This is a genomic window from Profundicola chukchiensis (assembly GCF_029664245.1).
GTDB classification, from domain to species: domain Bacteria; phylum Bacteroidota; class Bacteroidia; order Flavobacteriales; family Weeksellaceae; genus Profundicola; species Profundicola chukchiensis.
In genome coordinates, this window is sequence record NZ_JANAIE010000007.1 from 38,646 (window position 1) to 60,168 (window position 21,523).

The following is a 21,523-nucleotide window of genomic DNA, read 5'->3' on the forward strand; positions in this document are numbered from 1 at the left end:
AATAGAATTTCTATTTAAATGATAGTTAAAAAAATCCTAAATCATTATTAAGTGTTTATGAAGTCGAATGAAATAAGAGCCAAATTTTTAAATTTCTTTCAATCAAAAGAGCATAAAATTGTGCCATCCGCACCTTTAGTCTTGAAAGATGATCCTACCTTAATGTTCAGTAATTCAGGTATGACTCAGTTCAAGGATTACTTTTTAGGATATCAAACGCCGGTTGCTAATCGAATCGCCGATACACAAAAATGTTTGCGTGTTTCGGGTAAGCATAATGATTTAGATGATGTTGGTAAAGATACTTACCACCACACCATGTTCGAAATGTTAGGGAACTGGTCTTTTGGTGATTATTTTAAGAAAGAAGCTATTGAATGGTCTTGGGAATTATTGACCAAGGAATTCGGTATCTCCAAAGACAATATATATGTAACTATTTTTGAAGGCGACAAGTCTGAAAATTTAGAAAGAGATCAAGAGGCTTATGATTTTTGGAAAGAACATATTTCTGAAGATAGAATCTTAAACGGTAACAAAGACGATAATTTCTGGGAAATGGGAGAGCAAGGACCTTGTGGGCCATGTTCAGAAATACATATAGATATTCGTTCGGATCAGGAGAAAGCAGAAGTGGATGGGAAATCTTTGGTAAACATGGACCATCCCCAAGTAATAGAGATTTGGAATCTTGTATTTATGGAGTTTAACCGTAAAGCGAATGGTAGTTTAGAAAAACTTCCACAACAACACGTTGATACAGGAATGGGCTTTGAGCGTCTTTGTATGGTATTACAAGGAAAAACTTCTAACTATGATACGGATGTTTTTACTGATTTAATTGCTGAGTTAGAGTCAATTTCAAATAAAAAATACGGAAGTAGCCAACCTATAGATATGGCGATTCGCGTGGTGGTTGATCATGTTAGAGCAGTTGCTTTTGCTATTGCCGATGGGCAATTACCATCTAATAATGGTGCTGGTTATGTAATTCGTCGAATTTTGCGTCGTGCGATTAGCTATGGTTATAGAAACTTAGGAATGAACGAACCATTTATTCATAAGTTAATTCCAGTTTTAGCTAAACAAATGGGTGAGGCATTCCCAGAATTGCCAATACAACAGAAATTAATCAATGATGTAATTTTTGAGGAAGAAAGAAGTTTCTTGCGTACGATTGAACAAGGATTGGTTCGTTTAGATAATTTAATTTCTAATTCAGAAGGAAAAGTATTGAGCGGAGCTGCAGTGTTTGAATTATATGACACTTTTGGTTTTCCACCAGATTTATCGAGAATTATAGCTGAAGAAAAAGGTTTTTCTATCGATGAAAAAGGCTATGAAGAAGAAATGGCGAAACAGAAAAAGCGCTCACAAAAAGCTTCAGCTACAGCCACATCGGATTGGGTAGTTGTAGATGCTAATGCCAGCGAATCTTTTGTTGGATACGACCGCACAGATGGTGAAGTGAACATTACTCGTTATAGAAAAGTTGAAAATAATAAAGGTGAGTTTTATCAAATCGTATTAGACCAAACTCCTTTCTATGCAGAGAGTGGTGGGCAAATAGGAGATAGTGGTTTCTTAATCGCAGGAGATGAAAAAGTTGAAGTTCTTGATACCAAAAAGGAGAACAACTTAATTATTCATATTACTAAAGATTTACCTGAGGTAAAAGAAGGTTTAACGGCGAAAGTGAATGTTAAGCGCAGAAATGATATCATGAAAAATCACTCTGCAACTCACTTATTACACCAAGCGCTTAGAACAGTTTTAGGTGAACATGTTCAGCAGAAAGGAAGTTTCGTTGGTCCAGATTATTTAAGATTCGATTTTTCACATTTTTCAAAGTTGACCGAAGAAGAATTAAAACAAGTTAACGACTTTGTTAATAATAAGATTAAAGAACATTTAGACTTAATCGAGGATCGCGCGATGGCATTTAATGATGCTATTGATGCGGGTGCTATCGCTCTTTTCGGTGAGAAATATGGCGATGTAGTTCGAATGATTAAGTTTGGTGATTCTGTTGAGCTATGTGGTGGAACTCACGTTGTAAATACAAGTGATATTTACTTATTCCAAATTGTTTCTGAAAGTTCATCAGCTGCTGGAATTCGTAGAATTGAGGCGATTACAGGAGATAAAGCTTTAGCTTATTTCAAAAACTTCGAACAACAATTCAGACAGGTTGAAGATAAATTAGGCAAGCCAAAAGATGTTTTAGCTTCTTTAGAAAAACTTCAGAATGAAAATGATGCGCTGAAAAAAGAAATTGAAAATTATAAATTACAAGAAGCTAAAAACCAAAAACAAGTTTGGAAAAATCAAGTTCAAACTTATGGTGATGTGAACGCTATTTTGGTTGAGACTTCTATGGACAATGCTTTAATTAAAGATTTAGTATTCCAATTAAAAGCTGAGATCGATAATTTATTTATTGTCGTAGCTAATTCATTCCAGGATAAACCAACGATTTCTGTTGGAATGTCTGATAATGTAGTTAAAGATAAATCTTGGAACGCTGGAAACCTTGTTAGAGAGTGGGCTAAAGAAATTAAAGGTGGCGGTGGAGGCCAGCCTGTCTTTGCAACTGCAGGAGGTAAGGATGTTAATGGTTTGTCTAAAGTATTAGAGCTTGCCAAAGAATTATTAGATTAAAATATTGTTTAAGTTAAATAAAGAAAATGCAGTTTTCTACGGAGAAGACTGCATTTTTATTTCAAATAAATTACATGAAAATAAATACCAATAGAGTTGTAGCAGTATGGCTTCTTAGACTTGTTTTAGGCTTTATATTCCTAATGCAAGGCTATGGAAAAGTCTTTACTTGGGGAATGGAAAACGTAATCAACGCTGAGTTTTTCAATGGTACTTTTAAGGGGATGCTACCTGACTTCGTTATACAAGCAACTGCCTATTACACCTCCTATATTGAACTAATCGGCGGTCTCATGTTGGTCTTAGGATTGCGGGTTAATTATGCATTATATGCCTTAGGATCTGTATTGGTGGTTGTAACTTTTGGTCATGGATTAGCTGAACCTATTTGGAATTTATCACATGTTTTTCCTAGAACGGTATTATTAATTGCTTTACTAATTCTACCTCGAGAGTGGGATAAGATTTCATTAGATTCAATTCTTAATAGAAATAAGACTTAATAGAATCATAAGCTTTCTCATTCTCAAAATAACTGACTTTAATTATTTTTGCCAAGTTTAATTATAATAGATTCCTCTTATTTTAACGGGTCTTCATAAGGTTTAGAAAAATTATTTAGCGTAAAGGAAAACTTTAAAAATGCGAAAACATAAGACCATTAGGTTTTTTACATTAATCTTTGTTTTAGTCATCCAAGTTTGTTTTTTGGTTTTAACCATACTAGAAAATTATGAAGCAAATGTTTGGTCGGTGAGTATTTTAGCTTCCATCGTTACTTTTCTAATTATTTTGGCTACAAGGTTTTTAGATTTACATCACGAGGAATATGATTATGAGAAATTATCGGTAGCCTTATGGGTGCCTGTCGGAGGGCTTATGTGTTATCAATTGCACACAACTACAGATTTGTCCAATGTAGTTTCTTCGGCTTTGGTTGGCCTAGGAGCATCTTTTTTACCCAATATTAAATCTAGCTCTGAATATTTAAAGAAAATCCCTGCAGCCATTTATTGTGGAACATTTATAGGAATGACAAGCATGGCAGTACAAGCCTCTATTCTTATGATACTAGTTGCGGGATTAGTTTCTGGTTTGCTATATATTTTGTCTAAAAACATATTTGTGGGCGTGGGTGGTAAATTAGGTACTATTGCATTTGTTGGTGTGGTTGTTTTAGTAATAATTAATCGTTTTCTATGAATATTTTAATATTAATCATATTTGGAATTCTAGGGGCAGTCTTAACTTTCTATGTGAGCGAAAAGTTCAAGATAAGCGCCGTTAAATCTTCGGCTTTATTATCCTTGGTGTTAGCTTTATTTTTTTATTTCTTTCCTAGTGTTGTAAATTCATTCTTAAGCAAAAATATTCCATTAGTTTTCTTCGGAACTTCATTTATAGGTATGGTTTCACCACAAATAAAAGTAGGCTATAAACGCTTGGCCATAGCAGGGGCTATTTTTCCTTTATTATTCATTTTTAAAAGTGATTTTTTCGAAGGATTTGGTGGAGCCCTAGGAGCATTAGCATTTATTTCTTTGTTGGCTACCTTAGGTTTTTCTGATTTATTAATGAACAAGAGAAATATTTTAAGGAGTATCGTTTATGTTAAAAATAAAGTGAATAAGTAGTTAAGCCTCAATGATGGTCACAATTATCATCTACTTTTAGCTCATTTATCCTGACGCCCATTTATCGTTATTCTTTATTCCTTTTTACTTATTCAATTTATACTCGTCCATCCGACATTTTGTCATATTTTCTTGGATTGGTGTTTTATTTGAACTTAGGCCAATCAAATTAGATTTAATATGAAAAAAGGAAATATTAATGTTTCGGTGGAGAATATTTTCCCACTCATTAAAAAGTTTTTATACAGCGATCACGAGATATTCTTAAGAGAGTTAATTTCGAACGCAACCGATGCAACGCTTAAATTAAAACACCTTAACAATATTGGAGAGGCTCAAGTTGAGTACGGAAATCCAATCATTGAAGTTAAATTAAATAAAGAAGACAAAACTCTTCACATTATCGACCAAGGTATTGGTATGACTGCTGAAGAGGTTGAAAAATATATTAACCAAGTTGCTTTTTCAGGGGCTGAAGAGTTCTTAAATAAATATAAAGATTCTGCAAGCGACTCAGGAATCATTGGACACTTTGGTCTTGGTTTCTATTCTGCGTTTATGGTGGCAGAAAGAGTAGACATCATTACGAAATCTTACCAAGATGGTGCGCAAGCAGTAAAATGGAGCTGTGATGGAAGTCCTGAATTCACGATTGAGGAAACTGAAAAAGAAGATAGAGGAACAGAAATCGTTCTACATATTGCAGAGGATTCTACAGAATTCTTAGAAGAAGCAAGAATCAGAGAGCTTCTAATGAAGTATAATAAGTTTATGCCGATTCCGATTAAATTTGGAACTAAAACAGAAACTTTACCACTTCCAGAAGATGCTGCTGAAGATGCAACACCAGAAACTAAAGAAGTTGATAATATTATTAATAATCCTACGCCAGCTTGGACTAAGACTCCAACTGACTTAACAGATGAGGATTATTTAAATTTCTATAGAGAATTATATCCTACACAGTTTGAAGAACCACTTTTCTGGATTCACTTGAATGTAGATTATCCGTTTAATTTAACCGGAGTGTTATTCTTCCCTCGTTTAGGAAACAACATCAATATCGATCAAGACAAGATCCAATTATACCAAAATCAAGTTTTCGTAACCGATGAAGTGAAAGGAATTGTACCTGATTTCTTGATGTTACTTAGAGGTGTAATTGATTCTCCAGATATTCCATTAAACGTTTCTAGATCATACTTACAAGCTGATGGAGCGGTTAAGAAAATCTCGCAATACATCACGCGTAAAGTGGCTGATAAGTTAACTTCATTATTAAAAGAAGACCGAGAAGGTTTTGAGCAAAAATGGAATGACATTAAAGTTGTTTTAGAGTATGGAGTAGTTTCAGAAGAGAAATTCGCTGATAAATCAGACAAATTTATGCTTTACCCAACGGTGGATGAAACTTATTTCACTTGGGAAGAGTTAAACGAAAAGATCAAGGATAACCAAACAGATAAAGATGGAAACTTGGTGATTTTATATGCTTCTGATAAAGACAGCCAGGATACCTATATTTCTACGGCTAAAGAAAAAGGATACGAAGTATTGTTGTTAGACTCTCCGATTGCATCACACTTTATTCAAAAATTAGAACAAACTAATGAGAAAGTTCAATTGGTGCGCGTGGATGCAGATCACATCAATAATTTAATCAAGAAAGATGAAGTAGTAGTTTCAAGATTAACGGATGAGCAAAAAGAAAACTTAAAAGCTACTCTTGAAAACACGATCGACAAGGAGAAATATTCAGTTCAACTAGAAGATTTAGATAGTTCAGATGCTCCGTTTGTAATTACTCAACCAGAGTTTATACGCAGAATGAAAGACATGCAAAAAACTGGCGGCGGAGGAATGTTCGGTATGGGTAATTTCCCAGAAATGTACAATCTTGTGGTAAACGCGAACAGTAATTTAGCAAGCGAAATCTTAGATAAACCTGAAGAACAAAAGGCAGAAGTTATTAATCAAGCCTTGGATTTAGCTAAACTTTCTCAGAATTTATTAAAAGGAAAAGAGCTAACAGACTTCATTAATAGAAGCTTTGCTTTATTGAAATAATTCTCTGAAGTTCCTATAACTTTTAGATAAAAATAAAACCTGCTTATTATTAAATGAGCAGGTTTTTTTATGAGTTAATTTCAAGATTATTTAATTTTAAATCAATTAAAGTGATAATTTTCTCAACTGGATGGCTGTTAGAACTTTCTTCGTATATAATGGGAAATCAGCGTTTTGAAGCCAACCAAAATAACCTTTATCTTTCTCTAATATATCTTCGACTTTTTTGCCTTTATATTTACCAAACTTAAATATTTCGTGGCCTTCGTCGTCATATCCAATAAAACCTGCAAAATCAGCATTTTCGAAATGTTGAGAATATTCACTCAAGAAATCGATACTGTTTTCAAGTTCTTCATATTTAGCAATCTGAGCTTTTAAAATTTCATAAGTAGCTAAAGTATCAGCTTCTGCGCTATGAGCATTTACCAAATCCTTCTCACAATAGAATTTATATGCTGCTGATAAATTTCTTGGTTCCATTTTATGGAAAATAACCTGAACATCAATAGGTCTACACTTCTTTAAGTCAAGATCTTGACCCACACGAAGTAATTCTTCCGCCAATAATGGAATATCAAATCGATTGGAGTTAAATCCAGCCACATCCGATCCTTCAATCATTTGCACCACTTGTGGAGCAAGTTCTTTGAAAGTTGGCTTATCTTCTACATCTTCATCTGTAATGCCGTGTATAGCTGTTGTTTCAGGTGGAATAGGCATCTCTGGATTTACAAGCCAAGTTCTGCTTTCTTTTTCACCCGACGGATACACTTTTAAAATAGCAATTTCAACAATGCGGTCTTTACTCACATTAATTCCAGTGGTTTCTAGATCGAAAAAGCAAATAGGTTTAGTTAGGTTTAATTTACGCATGTACAAAGGTTTTTTTGAAGATAATAGATAGAATAATATAGATTAAAATAATAGGAGCAAGGGCTGATAATCCCATGAATATCAATAATAATATAGCCGATGCTAATAAAATGATTTGTGGAAAAATGTCCTTCAATTTCATTGATTTCATTTTGAAAGAAAACAATGGAATATCTGCCACTAATATGAAACTTGAAATAATGGTTAATGCGATTAAAGAATTAAAGGCATAAGTATCCATGAAATCATTAGATAAGGTTTGAGTTAAAATAAATAAACCAAATATTAATATGGTATTCGCTGGTGTTGCTAATCCTTTAAAATAAGTGGTTTGGGTAGTGTCAACATTAAATTTTGCTAATCTTAATGCTGAAAATAAGGTGATTAATAATCCAAAAAATGCCACTAGCGGAAACATCACGGAAGTACTTTGACTTGCATCAGCCAACATTTTGGTCATTAAAAAACCTGGGAAAACCCCAAAGGTCACCATGTCGGCCAATGAATCGAGCTGCAAACCAATAGGAGAAGCCACATTGAGCCAACGAGCGACCATTCCATCAAGCAAATCAGCTACTAAGGAAATGCCTAATAAAATCATAACGATTTCATTGAAATTGAAATCCTCCTTAAACTCAAAAACACTGTAAAATACAGTGAGATAGACCAGTATACATCCACTAAATAGATTAATTAGCGTAAGTAGGTTAGGAATATGTCTTTTTATACTCATATATGCGAAGATAAGAGTTTTAGGCAATATTAGTTAGAATTTGGTGTTTAATACAAAAGCAACGATTTTTGTGCTTTATTAATCACCATATGCAAAAGTTTAGTTTATTAATTCTACTCATGTGCGCTACTCAGGTGGCAGCACAATTTCGCTCGTATTCAAACGAATTCTTGAACATTGGAGTAGATGCACGGGCTTTTGGAATGGGAAACGCCGTTGTGGCTAATATTGGTGATGTAAATTCAACTTATTGGAACCCTGCGGGTTTAGCGCAAATGGGAGATAGGTGGCAAGGTGCTGCCATGCATGCCGAATATTTTCAATCCATTGCAAAATATGACTACTTAGCAGCAGCAATTCCATTGGATAACAGAAATGCAATCGGGGTTTCTTTGTATCGTTTTGGGGTGGATAATATACTGAACACGACAGAGTTGATTGATAATCAAGGAAATATTGATTATGATAGAATTTCAACTTTTTCGGCAGCAGATTATGCATTACAAATGTCTTATGGTGGAAATTTCTTTAACATAGAAGATGTGAATTTTGGTTTAAATGCCAAGTTGGTATATCGAAATGTTGGAAAATTCGCGAATGCCTTTGGTTTTGGATTAGACGCTGGTGCACAGTATAGAAAAGGTGATTTTGCAGCGGGAATTATGGTGAGAGATATTACTTCAACTTTTAATGTTTGGAGTGTCAACCAAGACGAATTAAATCAATTAACCATCGATGGAATTGTTTTAAATGAACCACCAGAAGAAACCATGGAGCTTACTTTGCCTAAAATTCAATTAGGTGTAAGTCAAAAAGTGCATTTTTCCGATAAATTCACTGGTTTGGGTGAGTTAGACTTAAATTTTAAATTAAGAGAAACCAATGATTTAGTTTCTGCATCTAATTTAAGTTTTTCTCCAGCAGCAGGTATTGAGGTAGCATATGATGAAATGATTTTTATTCGTGCGGGTGTAAATAATTTCCAGAAAGTTGAAAACTTTGATGGAAACCAAGAGTTTCAATTTCAACCTAATATTGGTTTAGGTTTTAAATATAATGGAATCTCAATCGATTATGCCTTGACTGATATTGGAGATCAAAGTATCGCGCTTTATTCGAATATTTTCTCTGTTAAAATTGATATGGCAGAGTTCTATTAAGCTATTTAACATCTTATTTTATTAGTTTCAATCTGTTTCAGAACGTAGGTTCTGTGATTTTATTTATCTTTAAATCATGAAAAAATTTCTCATAACGGGCGGCGCAGGATTTATAGGCTCACATTTGGTAGAAAATTTATTAAATAAGGGTCATCAAGTAGTTGTAGTAGATAATTTCCACGACTTTTATAATTATAAAATTAAGCTCAAAAATTTATCTGAAGCCGTTGGTGTTTCCTTGAAATTAAGTCATAATAACAAGATTGATGATGTAGCAGAATTTACAAAAGATAGTACATCTGCTAACTTTAAATTAATTTATGGAGATATTAGGGATGAAGGAATTTTAGGCGATTTATTCGAAACTGAAAACTTTGATATGGTGGTTCACTTAGCTGCCTTGGCCGGAGTTCGTCCTTCTATTGAAAATCCAATTGCTTATGAATCTGTGAATGTGAAAGGAAGCATGCTCTTGTTCGAAATGTGCAAAAAGTGGAATGTTAAGAAATTTGTTTGTGCTTCGTCGTCATCAGTTTATGGGAATAATGCGAAAGTTCCATTTGAAGAAACAGATATTGTAGATTTTGCAATTTCTCCTTATGCTGCCACGAAGAAGTCTGTGGAAGTTTTAGGACATGTTTACCATTCTTTATACGAGATAGATATGTTTCAACTAAGATTTTTCACCGTTTATGGCCCTAGACAACGACCAGATTTAGCTATACACAAGTTTACCAGATTGATTGACCACGGAGAGCCTATTCCGTTTTTTGGCGATGGAAGTACAGCGAGAGATTATACCTATGTAGATGATATCATGGATGGTGTATTGAAATCTATAGATTATTTATTTGAAAATGAAAAAGTCTATGAGATTGTAAATCTAGGTGAAAGTCAGGTGATTAACTTAAAACAAATGTTGAGCACCATTGAAACTACTTTGGGTAAAAAAGCAATAATCAATCATTTACCCATGCAGCCAGGTGATGTAAACATTACTAACGCAGATATTTCTAAAGCTAAAAAACTCATCAATTATCAACCAACAACGACTTTCGACGAGGGAATTAAAAAGTTTGTAGATTGGTATAACTCAGAAACTATTTCTTAATGAAAAATTTATTTAGTGTATCGCTTTTAGCTCTTGTTGGATTTATCTCTGCACAGGAATATTATTTTAATCGCTTGATTCAATATGAGCAAAATGGTAAAGATAAAATTCAGTTGTTGTTTAACTCAGAGAACAAGGATTACTTCTTATTCTTAAATGATTCTAGTGAAGATGTTTCAGCAGATTTGTTTGATAAAGCTTCAAAGAAAATACATACTTATACGGTAAAACGTCCTCAGGAAGAAAACGGATTGATTTATTCCTATGTTTATGATTCTTCTGATAAGCTATTAAAGTCAACGCCGAATGAGAATTTGGTATATGATTTTAAGACCAAAAGAGATGATGGTTATTATAGGTTTACGGATTTAAAGATATATGATGGAGAAAAGGGAACTCAGCCCATTATTTCTGCTGACTTAACCATGCGCTATACCCACGAAAGTAAATTTGAGATTTTTAACTTATGTTGTTTATTGGGCGCTGATTATTATGACCTGCTTAGGCCAGATGATAAATTTGTAGTTGTGCAGGCGAAAATTACAGACCGCTTAAACCAAACTCACGACTACAAATTAATAAGTGAACAGGTTATTCAATTTACATTGAAAGCTCCTGAGAAGAGAAAATAATCCTTTTTTAAGGGAAGACACCTCTTTCTATATAGGTTTGCTCAAGTCTCTTTAAAGCTACCACATAAGCTGCTGTACGCATATCGGTATCATATTCTTCCATGACAGAAATTACCTTATCAAAAGAAGTTTCAACCTTGTCTTCTAGCTTAACTAAAACATCGCTAATCTTCCAGATTTCAGATCTTCTATTTTGAAGCCATTCAAAATAGCTTCCAATCACTCCTCCGCTATTGCAAAGAATATCTGGAATAATTGTAATTCCTTTATCGATTAAAATTTGCTCAGCATCTGATTGAGTAGGTCCATTTGCTCCTTCAGCAATTAGAGGAGCTTTTATGCTGTTTACATTTTCCATGTTGATTTGATTTCCAAGAGCTGCTGGAATTAGAATATCGCAATCGATTCCAAAAAAGTCTTCATCACTAAACTTGTCCGCACCAGGAAAACCATCGATGCCTTGGTTTTGTTGATTGTATTCAGTTAATTCTTCTGGATTGATTCCATTTTCATTGTAGATAGTTCCAGTATGATCCTGAACACCGACTAGTATAGCGCCTGTTTTGGCCATAAAATGAGAAGCCCAATAACCTACATTTCCAAAACCTTGAACTATATATTTCTTACCAATAAGATTGATGTCTTTTAGTTTTGCCCATTTTTTAATGGTAACGACCACTCCAAAACCTGTAGCGCGATCTCTTCCTTCTAGACCACCTGAAACAACAGGTTTACCTGTAACAACATGATAGTTAGAAAATCTTTGACTTGGTGCTTTATTAGAAGAAAAAGTATCTGCAATCCATGCCATGATTTGAGAATTAGTTCCCACATCAGGCGCAGGAATATCATAATCTGGTCCAATATTATCTCCCAAAGCATAAGTAAACCTTCGTGTAATTCTCTCTAATTCTGATTGAGAATAAGCTTTGGGATCGATTTCAATTCCACCTTTTCCACCGCCATAGGGTAGGCCAGCTAAGGCAGTTTTCCATGTCATCCATGTGGCTAATGCTCGAGCAGAATCAATGTCTAACGTTGGATGATATCTTAGTCCACCTTTGTAAGGACCTAATGCATTGTTGTGTTGAACTCGATAGCCCGTAAAAACTTCTATACTTCCGTCGTCTAATCTGGCTGGAAAATGTACTACAATTTCGTTTTGAGTAGTTGCGAGTATTTTTCTAACCCCAGGGTTTAATTGTATAGTGTCCGCTGCTTTATTAAACTCGGCCATAACGTTTTCGTACATACCGGTTTTTTTCTGGATGGCAGTTTTGCTTGTCATTGATGATAGTTTTAAAATAATATGATATAAATTTAGTTAAAGTTCTAAAGACTATCATTAATATTAATTCATTATTTTAAATAAATTTTATATAAACCTAAATTTTATACTATTAAAAATATCGAAAATAAATTAAATGGATGCTTAAAATTGATTTTTGAAAATTAAAGTCGACTAAAGTTTTAAGTAAAAACGATTTTTTACTCCAAAAAATGGTGGATGCACTTAATCAGCCAAAAAATGCAGTTTATACAGGAAATCGTGCACTTTATACAATAATTCCTACCGTTCATACATTTCTTGATACAAGCAAGACTTTATTGCAATACATTTGTTCTAAGAAATAAAAGGAATAACAGAATTACTAATTAACCATAATTCCTATTTTTAAAGAACTAAAAGTCCTTTCATTAGAGAATAATAAACTCAACTTTTATTATTAACATTCTAACTATTCTAATGATTTTGATTACCTCTTCTGAAAGGCTTTAGTTTAAAATAAAACTCAATTTTTTCATAAAAAAAATCTGCTTGTCATTGACAAGCAGATTTTTGATTTTATTAAGCTTTGTTAATCTTAAAAATTAACCAACACTTCCTTCTAAACTAATTTCTAGTAATTTTTGAGCTTCAATGGCAAACTCCATTGGAAGTTTATTTAAAACCTCTTTACTAAATCCGTTTACGATTAAAGCAATAGCTTTCTCATCGTCGATACCTCTTTGGTTACAATAGAACATTTGATCTTCACCAATCTTAGATGTAGTAGCCTCGTGTTCTAATTGTGCTGTGTCATTATGAATCTCAATATATGGGAAAGTGTGTGCACCACATTTGTTACCCATTAATAAAGAGTCACACTGAGAGAAGTTTCTCGCTCCGTGAGCATTTTTAGTCACTTTCACTAATCCTCTATATGAGTTTTGTGAGTAACCAGCAGAAATACCTTTAGAAATAATGGTTGACTTGGTGTTCTTACCTAAGTGAATCATTTTAGTTCCTGTATCTGCTTGTTGATAGTTATTGGTAACAGCCACAGAATAGAATTCTCCAACTGAGTTATCACCTTTTAAAATACAGCTAGGGTACTTCCATGTTACAGCTGATCCAGTTTCAACTTGAGTCCAAGAAATTTTAGAGTTAGTGTATGCAATTCCTCTTTTCGTTACAAAGTTATATACACCACCTTTTCCTTCACTGTTTCCAGGATACCAGTTTTGAACTGTAGAATATTTAATTTCAGCACCGTCTAAAGCGATTAATTCAACCACAGCAGCGTGTAATTGATTTTCGTCTCTAGATGGAGCAGTACATCCTTCTAAGTAAGAAACGTAAGAATCTTCATCAGCAATTAATAAGGTTCTCTCGAACTGTCCTGTTCCAGCCTGGTTAATTCTGAAATAGGTAGAAAGCTCCATTGGACATCTTACGCCTTTTGGAATATAACAGAAACTACCATCTGAGAATACAGCTGAGTTAAGTGCTGCATAGAAGTTATCACCTCTAGGAACAACTGTTCCAATATATTTTTTTACTAAATCTGGATGTTTTTGAATAGCATCCGAGATAGACATAAATATAATTCCTTTTTCTTTTAAAGTCTCTTGAAACGAAGTAGCAACAGAAACAGAGTCTACAACCACATCCATGGCAACACCCGTTAAACGTTTTTGCTCGTTCATAGAAATTCCAAGACGCTCAAAAGTTCGAAGTAACTCTGGGTCAACTTGATCTAAAGATTCAAGTTCCGGTTTTTTCTTCGGCGCTGCAAAGTATTTAATAGCGTTAAAATCAGGCTTCTCATACTTAACATTCGCCCAATCCGGCTCTTCCATGTTTTGCCAAATCTCAAATGACTTCAGTCTCCATTCAGTCATCCATTCTGGCTCATTCTTTCTTGCCGAAATCATACGAATAATTTCCTCATTTAATCCGATGGGGAAATCCTCATACTCAATATCGGTCGTGAACCCATATTCATATTCTTTATTAGAACTAAGTTCTTCTCTTAAATCGTCTTCTGTATATTTACTCATTTCTATCTTCTTATTTAAGATTTAAATACAATCCATTCAATTTTTAAAACTTATACAATTCTTATGGATTGTTTATTCTTAAATCTTCTTTTCGAATCGTATTTATAATTATTATTTAACCAAACTAAATTGGTTCTATTCTTTGCTTTATAGTGCAAATGACTCACCACAACCGCAAGTTCTATTTGCGTTTGGATTATTAAAAACAAATCCCTTTCCGTTTAGTCCACCTGAAAATTCTAAGGTAGTACCCGCTAGATAAAGGAATGAACTTTTATCAACCAAGATGCGAACACCATTATCTTCAAACAATTGATCCTCTTCATTACGATTTTTATCAAAGTTTAAATTATAAGATAAACCACTGCATCCGCCACTTGTTACACTCACTCTTACATAACTTGTATCTAAAGAAGTTCCTTCTTCAGCAAGTAGTTGTTCTATTTTGGTTTTAGCCTGTTCAGAAACTTTAATCATCTTATTTAGATTTATTCTACAAAAATACAAATTTACTAGGGATTTCAAGGTATTGTCCAAACATTGTATGAATTAGTCTATAGATAAAATTTATTAATTAGCTAAAACCTATTGATTATAGTCGGTTAGAACTCTGATTGTGCTTGGTTTAAGATGTTGTATTTTAAATGTTTACCAAGTTGTTTTTAGCTTCATTGAACTCTTTCATCATAGAGTTTACAACTTCCTCAGCAGAGATGATTTCATTAATTAAAGAAGAACCTTGTCCAATTTCTAATTCACCTTCAATCAAATCTCCTTCAAACATTCCTTTTTTAGCACGACCACGACCTAATAAAGCTTGTAATTCCTCTTTAGTAGCGCCTTCTGCATAAGCCTGCTGAACTTGTTGCCAGAAATTATTTTTAATTAATCTTACAGGAGCTAATTCTTTGAGTGTAAGATGTGTATCTCCCTCATTGGCTTTAATGATTTCCTGCTTAAATGCATCATGAGAAGAGGCTTCGTGTGTTGCGGCGAATCTAGATCCAACTTGAACTCCGTCTGCTCCCAATACCATACAAGCCAACATTTGTTTTCCAGTAGAAATTCCTCCAGCTGCTAATAAAGGTATATCTATATGTTTAGCAACATCAGGTATTAGACAAAGCGTAGTTGTTTCTTCTCTGCCATTATGACCACCTGCTTCAAATCCTTCTGCCACGATGGCGTCTACTCCAGCTTCTTGAGATTTTAATGCAAATTTTACACTGCTTACTACATGGACAACGGTTATTCCTTCCTTTTGTAGGGTAGAAGTCCATGCTTTTGGGTTCCCAGCGGATGTGAAAACAATTTTAACTCCTAATTTAATAATGTTTTCCATGTGTTCTTCAATCGATGGATACATTAAAGGAACGTTAACCCCGAAAGGTTTATCTGTAGCTGCCTGACATTTTTTGATATGTTCAACCAATACATCTGGATACATACTTCCAGAGCCAATTAAGCCAAGACCACCTGCGTTTGAAACTGCGGAAGCTAGCTTCCAGCCACTATTCCAGATCATTCCACCTTGTATGATAGGATACTTTATATTAAAAAGAGAGTTAATTCTATTTGCCATTAATTCTATAATTTGATTCAAAAATAACTTAATTTTTAGGAATCAAAAAGTTAGGTTAAAATTTGAATTTGAATATGGCAATGAATTTGCTATTTTTGGGAAATAAATAAATTAATTTGAAAATCGAAAGTACTTTGATACTTTTGCAAAAAATAAGAAGATTATGTATTGGACACTAGAATTAGCATCATACCTAAGTGACGCACCATGGCCAGCGACAAAAGACGAGTTAATCGACTACGCTATTAGAACTGGAGCTCCTTTAGAAGTTGTAGAAAATCTTCAGTCAATCGAGGATGAAGGAGATTCATATGAATCTATCCAAGAAATCTGGTCGGATTACCCGACAGACGAGGATTTTTTATGGAACGAAGACGAATATTAAAAATCACATTTTAAATAACTTAAAACCCTTATATCAAGGGTTTTTTATTTTTATAAATATAAGTAACTAGACTAGGTCGTTAGACTATGAATAGTACTTGTATGCTTCTCTTTGATTTAAATTTCATATGTTTTTAAGTATAACTTTGCTTGAATTATTAAATTTAAAAATTAGTTTCTAAGATCAACTTTATAATTCATTTCGTATTATAAACTGCAAAAGTGTCATAATTTGTAACTTTGCACGACATTTGAATAAAATCAAACACTTAAACAAAATACACCTACAAAAAATATGGGTTTTTTAGATAAAATTTTAAAAGGATTTCTTGGAGATAAGAATGAAAAAGACGTAAAAGAATTACGTAAATATGTTGACCAAGTCCTTCAAGCTGAGCACGAAAAAATAGAAAAACTTTCTATAGATGAATTAAGAGCAAAAACCGATGAGTTCAAGCAAAAGATTAAAGATGCTGTAAAAGAGCAAGATGATCAAATTGCTGACTTAAAAGCAAAAGTTGAAGCTTCTGAACAAATTGAGGAAAAGGATGAGTTCTTCCACCAAATTGATCAGTTAAATAAAGCAAAATACGAAATCGAAGAAAAAGTTTTATCGGAATTGCTTCCGGAAGCTTTTGCGGTGGTTAAAGAAACGGCTAAGAGATTCTATCATAATTCAGAAATTGAAGTAGAAGCAAAACCTTTTGATAGAGAATTAGCTGGACAAAAAGATTATGTTCAACTTGTAGGTGATACCAAAGCTATTTGGAAAAATTCTTGGGATGCTGCCGGTAAGGAAGTGATTTGGGACATGATCCACTATGATGTTCAGTTGATTGGTGGTACGGTTTTACATCAAGGTAAGATTGCCGAGATGCAAACGGGTGAGGGTAAAACCTTGGTAGCTACACTTCCAATTTATCTAAATGCTTTAACTGGACGAGGAGTTCACGTAATTACGGTTAACAACTACTTAGCACGTCGTGATGCTACTTGGATTGGACCTATTATGGAGTTCCATGGATTGAGTATTGATTGTATCGATAATCACCAGCCTAACTCTGAAGGTAGAAGACAAGCCTATAAAAAAGATATTGTTTACGGAACTAACAACGAATTTGGTTTCGATTACTTGCGTGATAATATGGCAACTTCAATGGATAATTTAGTTCAACAAGAATTAAATTATGCTATTATTGACGAGGTCGATTCAGTTTTAATTGATGACGCAAGAACGCCTTTGATTATTTCTGGACCTGTTCCTCAAGGAGATCGCCAAGAATATGATGCTTTAAAACCAACTATTGATAAATTAGTTAGAGTTCAACGTGAAGAGTTATCTAAAACATTGAACGATGCTAAGAGATTTTGGAAAGAAGGTAAATCTAAGGAAGCCGGATTTGAATTATTAAAAGTATTCCGTGGTTTACCTAAATACAAGCCATTAATTAAGTTCCTATCTGAAGACGGTACGCGTACTTTGTTACAGAAAACAGAGTCACATTATATGCAGGACAACAACCGTGAAATGCATAAAATTGATGACCATTTGTACTTCGTGATTGACGAAAAACAAAATCAAATCAACCTTACAGATAAAGGAATTGAATATTTATCTAAAGATAATCAAGACCCTGATTTCTTTGTGTTGCCTGAGATTGGAGAAGAAGTTGCTAAAATTGAGCAATTAGATCTTCCAAAAGAAGAAGAATACTCTAAGAAAGAAGAGTTTTTCCGTGAGTTCTCTGTTAAGTCAGAGCGTATTCACAGTATGAACCAATTATTAAAGGCATATACTTTATTCGAAAAGGATGTGGAGTATGTTGTAATGGATGGTCAAGTGAAAATCGTTGATGAGCAAACAGGACGTATCATGGATGGTCGTCGTTACTCTGATGGATTACACCAATCTATTGAGGCGAAAGAAAATGTGAAAATTGAAGCCGCTACGCAAACATTTGCTACGGTTACTTTACAGAACTACTTCCGTATGTATAACAAGTTATCGGGGATGACCGGTACTGCGGAGACGGAAGCAGGTGAATTCTGGGAAATCTATAACCTAGATGTGGTTGTAATTCCAACTAACAGACCTATTGCACGTCACGATAAAGAAGACAAGATTTACAAAACCAATCGTGAGAAATTTAATGCAGTAATTGAAGAAGTTACGCGTTTATCTAGAGACGAAAAACGTCCGGTATTGGTGGGAACAACTTCTGTGGAGGTTTCTGAGCTATTATCAAGAGCCTTACAAATGCGTAAGATTGAACACAACGTACTGAACGCTAAATTGCATAAGCGCGAGGCAGATGTTGTTGCTGAAGCTGGACAAAGTGGAAGAGTAACCATTGCTACCAACATGGCGGGTCGTGGTACGGATATTAAGTTATCAGAAGAAGTTAAAGCTGCAGGAGGTTTAGCAATTATTGGTACAGAACGACATGATTCTCGTCGTGTAGATAGACAGTTGAGAGGTCGTGCGGGACGTCAAGGAGATCCAGGAAGTTCTCAATTCTTTGTTTCTTTAGAAGATAGTTTGATGCGTTTATTCGGATCAGAAAAAATTTCTAAATTAATGGATAGAATGGGCCATAAAGAGGGTGATGTTTTACAACATTCTATGGTTTCTAAATCTATTGAGAGAGCTCAGAAAAAAGTTGAGGAAAATAACTTCGGAATCAGAAAGAGATTACTTGAGTATGATGACGTAATGAACAAACAGCGTGAAGTAATTTATACTCGTCGTAGAAACGCATTGAATGGTGAAAGATTAGATACGGATATCGCTAACATGATTTATGATACGGTATTCTCTATTGTGAACATTCATAAATCTACTAATAAGTTCAAGGACTTTGAGATGGATTTAATTAAGCATTTCACGATGGATTCGCCGGTTACACCTAAAGAATTCGAAAGTAAATCTGAAAATGATTTAGTGAAACTTGTTTTCAAGGCTGCTATGGCAGATTACAAGATGAAGGTGAAATCAACGGCAGAAAAAGTTTATCCTGTTGTAGCGAATATCTTCGAAAATAATACTCAGAATTTCCAAAGAATTCAGGTTCCATTTACTGATGGAGCTAAAACGCTAACGGTAGTTTCTGATTTAGAAAAAGCTTACAATACCGAAGGAAGACAATTAATTAAGGATTTCGAAAAGGGTATTACTTTAGCTTTAATTGATGAGCATTGGAAGGAGCATTTACGTGATATGGATGATTTACGTCGTTCGGTTCAAAACGTAACTTATGAGCAAAAAGATCCATTGGTTGTTTATAAAGAGGAATCATTCTACATGTTCAGAAACATGTTAGATGAAGTGAATAGAGAAACAATTTCATTCTTATTCAAAGGTGAATTACCTGCTCCAGATCCTCGTCAGATTCAACAAGCTCGTCAGCAAAGAGAGGAGAAAGTTGAAACCAATAGAGGTGAAGACATGAGTCAAAGTTCTCAAGCTAATCAGCAAGCTGCTAATCAACAACGTGGTGAGCAAGTAGAAGTTACGGCTCCTAGACAAGTGGTTAAAATTGGAAGAAACGAACGAGTGAACATTAGAAATGTAAATTCTGGAGAGAAACAAGAATTAAAATACAAACAAGCAGAACCTATGATCGAATCAGGTGAGTGGGTTTTAGTTGAAGATTAATTCATTAAGTTTTAATAATATAAAAAGGTCAGAGTTTTTAATTCTGACCTTTTTTTTTATTTCTTCAATTGAAATAAGTTAGAGGTTTCTTATTTCCTCAACCATCCTATTATTCTTGAGTTCTTAATGTTCCAAAGTCCATTTACTTTTTTCAACTTAAACTTCTCTCTAGAAGATCCCATCGGACCAGGATTTTGTTGAATAATTTCAATCTCTTTATCCGACACTTTTGAAACAATAGCCACATGCCCAAATTTATTGAATAGGGTTGGCTTATAAATCAGTAAATCATTCACTTTTGGTTTTGATTGACTCGGGTTGGTAAATTGTATTAAATTTCGTTGTTTATTAATTTGTCCATCTTTGACAGACTTATCAAAGAAATCCTTAGCATGGCCATAGCTGTTCGGCATTTTATGATTTAAGTGTTCATAATAATACCTTTTAACAAACTCTACGCATTGGTATTTTAAACCTAAGTTATATCCATCTGCAGTCGTATTTCTTCCCGTTACAGTCCTAACACCACCATTGTAATATACATTCACGCCATTAAATTGATCAATTTCTTGTCCGATTTCCAAATTAGGTTTTACATTAACTCGCTGCATTGACCATAGGCCGACAAATAGAGCAATATGTAGCCCTATGATTATAAATATCCAATGTTTTAATTTCAATTGATGTGTGTTTAGGAGTGAATTATGCTAAAATCGGCATTTTTGGTAAATACATTTTAATTTTCTTTATTGAATCTAAGTTAGATAAAATTGTTAGAACTCAATATCTCTATATTTAATCTTATGTCGAAAATTAAATTATAATAAATTGAAATCCATATGAAAGCTAGTATTAATTCCAGTTTAACTCCTCCGGTATTAAAGTTTTTCATAAAAATTAGTTCATTGCATGATATTTGACACATTTAAGATTCAATAAGAAGTTTAAAGAAATACATCAATCAAAATGAGTAATTTTACATTAAGAATCCTTAGTTTTCTTTGTTGTATTCCCATGTTGCTGAATTGTCAGCAAGCACAAAAACCAGAAAAGATTATAAAACAAAATATGAGTCAAATAGATAACAGTAATTTAGAAGTAGCCACTTTTGGTGCAGGATGTTTTTGGTGTATTGAAGCTGCTTTTGATCAATTAGAAGGAGTTTCTAAGGTTCAATCAGGATATGCAGGTGGTCACCAAGAAAACCCAACTTATAAAGAGGTTTGTACAGGAGAGACAGGTCATGCAGAAGTAATTCAAGTTTATTTCGACCCTAAAGTTATTTCATATCAAAAATTGTTAGATGCATTTTGGGTGATTCACGATCCAACGCAACTAAACAGACAAGGAAATGACGTAGGAACTCAATATAGATCAGAGATTTTCTATCATAATGAGGCTCAAAAAGAATTAGCTGAAAAAGCGATTGCTGCAGAGTCAGCTTCAGGAAAGTATGACAAAGCTATTGTAACAAAAATATCTGCCTTAGATGATAACTTTTATCCAGCAGAAGATTACCACACCGATTATTATGAGTTAAACAAAACTCAACCTTATTGTAGTGCGGTAGTTGCTCCAAAATTGCAGAAATTTTATAAAGTTTTTCAAGCTGATTTGAAGCCAGAATTCCAATAAATATCTTTAATAATTTCAGAAGGTGTTCATTGCACAAGAAACTTATTATATCTAAAGATTTAAGTAAAT

General features: G+C 33.9%; 18 protein-coding genes. 11 read left to right on the forward strand and 7 right to left on the reverse strand.

The genetic code is table 11. From position 1 onward, the window contains the following. Positions 1–57: 57 nt before the first annotated feature. The 5 genes from alaS (at position 58) to htpG (ending at position 6,362) form a co-directional block, all read left to right on the forward strand. Positions 58–2,661, forward strand: a complete 2,604-nt coding sequence (alaS, locus tag NLM59_RS09605; protein ID WP_304417565.1) for an alanine--tRNA ligase — start codon at positions 58–60, stop codon at positions 2,659–2,661. Positions 2,662–2,735: 74 nt separating this feature from the next. Next, positions 2,736–3,164 carry a DoxX family protein gene (locus tag NLM59_RS09610; RefSeq protein WP_304417566.1) on the forward strand — a complete coding sequence of 143 codons (429 nt, stop codon included), beginning with the start codon at positions 2,736–2,738 and terminating at the stop codon, positions 3,162–3,164. 139 nt (positions 3,165–3,303) lie between these two features. Continuing rightward, a complete protein-coding gene (locus tag NLM59_RS09615) occupies positions 3,304–3,864 on the forward strand; it encodes a hypothetical protein (RefSeq protein WP_304417567.1) in 561 nt (186 codons plus the stop codon). Further along, positions 3,861–4,295 (forward strand): hypothetical protein, encoded by a 435-nt coding sequence (locus NLM59_RS09620; RefSeq protein WP_304417568.1) that lies wholly within the window; start codon positions 3,861–3,863, stop codon positions 4,293–4,295. Before NLM59_RS09615 ends, NLM59_RS09620 begins: the two co-directional genes overlap by 4 nt. A 180-nt stretch (positions 4,296–4,475) precedes the next feature. Further along, positions 4,476–6,362, forward strand: a complete 1,887-nt coding sequence (gene htpG / locus NLM59_RS09625; protein WP_304417569.1) for a molecular chaperone HtpG — start codon at positions 4,476–4,478, stop codon at positions 6,360–6,362. A 105-nt stretch (positions 6,363–6,467) separates the two neighbouring features. Here the strand turns inward: htpG and NLM59_RS09630 are convergent, their stop codons facing one another. Further along, a complete protein-coding gene (locus NLM59_RS09630) occupies positions 6,468–7,238 on the reverse strand; it encodes a 3'-5' exonuclease (protein WP_304417570.1) in 771 nt (256 codons plus the stop codon). After that, complete coding sequence (locus NLM59_RS09635; RefSeq protein WP_304417571.1) at positions 7,231–7,971, reverse strand: CDP-alcohol phosphatidyltransferase family protein; 741 nt, start codon at positions 7,969–7,971, stop codon at positions 7,231–7,233. The genes NLM59_RS09630 and NLM59_RS09635 overlap by 8 nt, the downstream gene beginning before the upstream one ends. Before the next feature lie 89 nt (positions 7,972–8,060). Between NLM59_RS09635 and NLM59_RS09640 the strand changes: the two genes are divergently transcribed. The 3 genes from NLM59_RS09640 to NLM59_RS09650 all read left to right on the forward strand — a co-directional run bounded on the left by NLM59_RS09640 (position 8,061) and on the right by NLM59_RS09650 (position 10,874). Next, positions 8,061–9,131 (forward strand): putative type IX sorting system protein PorV2, encoded by a 1,071-nt coding sequence (locus NLM59_RS09640; RefSeq protein ID WP_304417572.1) that lies wholly within the window; start codon positions 8,061–8,063, stop codon positions 9,129–9,131. Between the two features lie 76 nt (positions 9,132–9,207). Next, the gene (locus NLM59_RS09645; RefSeq protein ID WP_304417573.1) at positions 9,208–10,242 is read left to right on the forward strand and encodes a GDP-mannose 4,6-dehydratase; all 1,035 of its coding nucleotides are present in this window, start codon (positions 9,208–9,210) and stop codon (positions 10,240–10,242) included. Beyond that, positions 10,242–10,874, forward strand: a complete 633-nt coding sequence (locus tag NLM59_RS09650) for a hypothetical protein (protein WP_304417574.1) — start codon at positions 10,242–10,244, stop codon at positions 10,872–10,874. Before NLM59_RS09645 ends, NLM59_RS09650 begins: the two co-directional genes overlap by 1 nt. Positions 10,875–10,881: 7 nt before the next feature. Here the strand turns inward: NLM59_RS09650 and NLM59_RS09655 are convergent, their stop codons facing one another. The 4 genes from NLM59_RS09655 to NLM59_RS09670 form a co-directional block, all read right to left on the reverse strand. After that, on the reverse strand, positions 10,882–12,162 hold the full coding sequence (locus NLM59_RS09655; RefSeq protein ID WP_304417575.1) for a Glu/Leu/Phe/Val family dehydrogenase: 1,281 nt from the start codon (positions 12,160–12,162) through the stop codon (positions 10,882–10,884). A gap of 584 nt (positions 12,163–12,746) precedes the next feature. Then, complete coding sequence (sufB, locus tag NLM59_RS09660; RefSeq protein ID WP_304417576.1) at positions 12,747–14,198, reverse strand: Fe-S cluster assembly protein SufB; 1,452 nt, start codon at positions 14,196–14,198, stop codon at positions 12,747–12,749. Positions 14,199–14,345: 147 nt separating this feature from the next. After that, a complete protein-coding gene (locus tag NLM59_RS09665) occupies positions 14,346–14,675 on the reverse strand; it encodes a HesB/IscA family protein (RefSeq protein ID WP_304417577.1) in 330 nt (109 codons plus the stop codon). Between the two features lie 163 nt (positions 14,676–14,838). Continuing rightward, positions 14,839–15,780, reverse strand: a complete 942-nt coding sequence (locus NLM59_RS09670; RefSeq protein WP_304417578.1) for an NAD(P)H-dependent flavin oxidoreductase — start codon at positions 15,778–15,780, stop codon at positions 14,839–14,841. Between the two features lie 163 nt (positions 15,781–15,943). Between NLM59_RS09670 and NLM59_RS09675 the strand changes: the two genes are divergently transcribed. Together NLM59_RS09675 and secA are read left to right on the forward strand one after the other, a co-directional pair. Next, positions 15,944–16,165: a DUF2795 domain-containing protein gene (locus NLM59_RS09675; RefSeq protein ID WP_304417579.1), complete on the forward strand. Its 222-nt coding sequence runs from the start codon at positions 15,944–15,946 to the stop codon at positions 16,163–16,165. Between the two features lie 294 nt (positions 16,166–16,459). After that, on the forward strand, positions 16,460–19,819 hold the full coding sequence (gene secA, locus NLM59_RS09680; RefSeq protein WP_304417580.1) for a preprotein translocase subunit SecA: 3,360 nt from the start codon (positions 16,460–16,462) through the stop codon (positions 19,817–19,819). A gap of 89 nt (positions 19,820–19,908) precedes the next feature. Here the strand turns inward: secA and NLM59_RS09685 are convergent, their stop codons facing one another. After that, a complete protein-coding gene (locus NLM59_RS09685) occupies positions 19,909–20,499 on the reverse strand; it encodes a CHAP domain-containing protein (protein WP_304417581.1) in 591 nt (196 codons plus the stop codon). Between the two features lie 286 nt (positions 20,500–20,785). Between NLM59_RS09685 and msrA the strand changes: the two genes are divergently transcribed. Then, the gene (msrA, locus tag NLM59_RS09690; RefSeq protein WP_407986236.1) at positions 20,786–21,454 is read left to right on the forward strand and encodes a peptide-methionine (S)-S-oxide reductase MsrA; all 669 of its coding nucleotides are present in this window, start codon (positions 20,786–20,788) and stop codon (positions 21,452–21,454) included. Positions 21,455–21,523 lie beyond the last annotated feature (69 nt).

Coding starts and splice junctions, on each gene's coding strand:
- htpG (WP_304417569.1), top strand. CDS start 4,476: ATGAAAAAAGGAAATATTAATGTTTCGGTGGAGAATATTTTCCCACTC.
- NLM59_RS09640 (WP_304417572.1), top strand. CDS start 8,061: ATGCAAAAGTTTAGTTTATTAATTCTACTCATGTGCGCTACTCAGGTG.
- msrA (WP_407986236.1), top strand. CDS start 20,786: ATGAGTAATTTTACATTAAGAATCCTTAGTTTTCTTTGTTGTATTCCC.
- alaS (WP_304417565.1), top strand. CDS start 58: ATGAAGTCGAATGAAATAAGAGCCAAATTTTTAAATTTCTTTCAATCA.
- NLM59_RS09630 (WP_304417570.1), bottom strand. CDS start 7,238: ATGCGTAAATTAAACCTAACTAAACCTATTTGCTTTTTCGATCTAGAA.
- NLM59_RS09670 (WP_304417578.1), bottom strand. CDS start 15,780: ATGGCAAATAGAATTAACTCTCTTTTTAATATAAAGTATCCTATCATA.
- NLM59_RS09620 (WP_304417568.1), top strand. CDS start 3,861: ATGAATATTTTAATATTAATCATATTTGGAATTCTAGGGGCAGTCTTA.
- NLM59_RS09615 (WP_304417567.1), top strand. CDS start 3,304: ATGCGAAAACATAAGACCATTAGGTTTTTTACATTAATCTTTGTTTTA.
- NLM59_RS09665 (WP_304417577.1), bottom strand. CDS start 14,675: ATGATTAAAGTTTCTGAACAGGCTAAAACCAAAATAGAACAACTACTT.
- NLM59_RS09635 (WP_304417571.1), bottom strand. CDS start 7,971: ATGAGTATAAAAAGACATATTCCTAACCTACTTACGCTAATTAATCTA.
- NLM59_RS09675 (WP_304417579.1), top strand. CDS start 15,944: ATGTATTGGACACTAGAATTAGCATCATACCTAAGTGACGCACCATGG.
- NLM59_RS09645 (WP_304417573.1), top strand. CDS start 9,208: ATGAAAAAATTTCTCATAACGGGCGGCGCAGGATTTATAGGCTCACAT.
- NLM59_RS09650 (WP_304417574.1), top strand. CDS start 10,242: ATGAAAAATTTATTTAGTGTATCGCTTTTAGCTCTTGTTGGATTTATC.
- sufB (WP_304417576.1), bottom strand. CDS start 14,198: ATGAGTAAATATACAGAAGACGATTTAAGAGAAGAACTTAGTTCTAAT.
- NLM59_RS09655 (WP_304417575.1), bottom strand. CDS start 12,162: ATGACAAGCAAAACTGCCATCCAGAAAAAAACCGGTATGTACGAAAAC.
- secA (WP_304417580.1), top strand. CDS start 16,460: ATGGGTTTTTTAGATAAAATTTTAAAAGGATTTCTTGGAGATAAGAAT.
- NLM59_RS09610 (WP_304417566.1), top strand. CDS start 2,736: ATGAAAATAAATACCAATAGAGTTGTAGCAGTATGGCTTCTTAGACTT.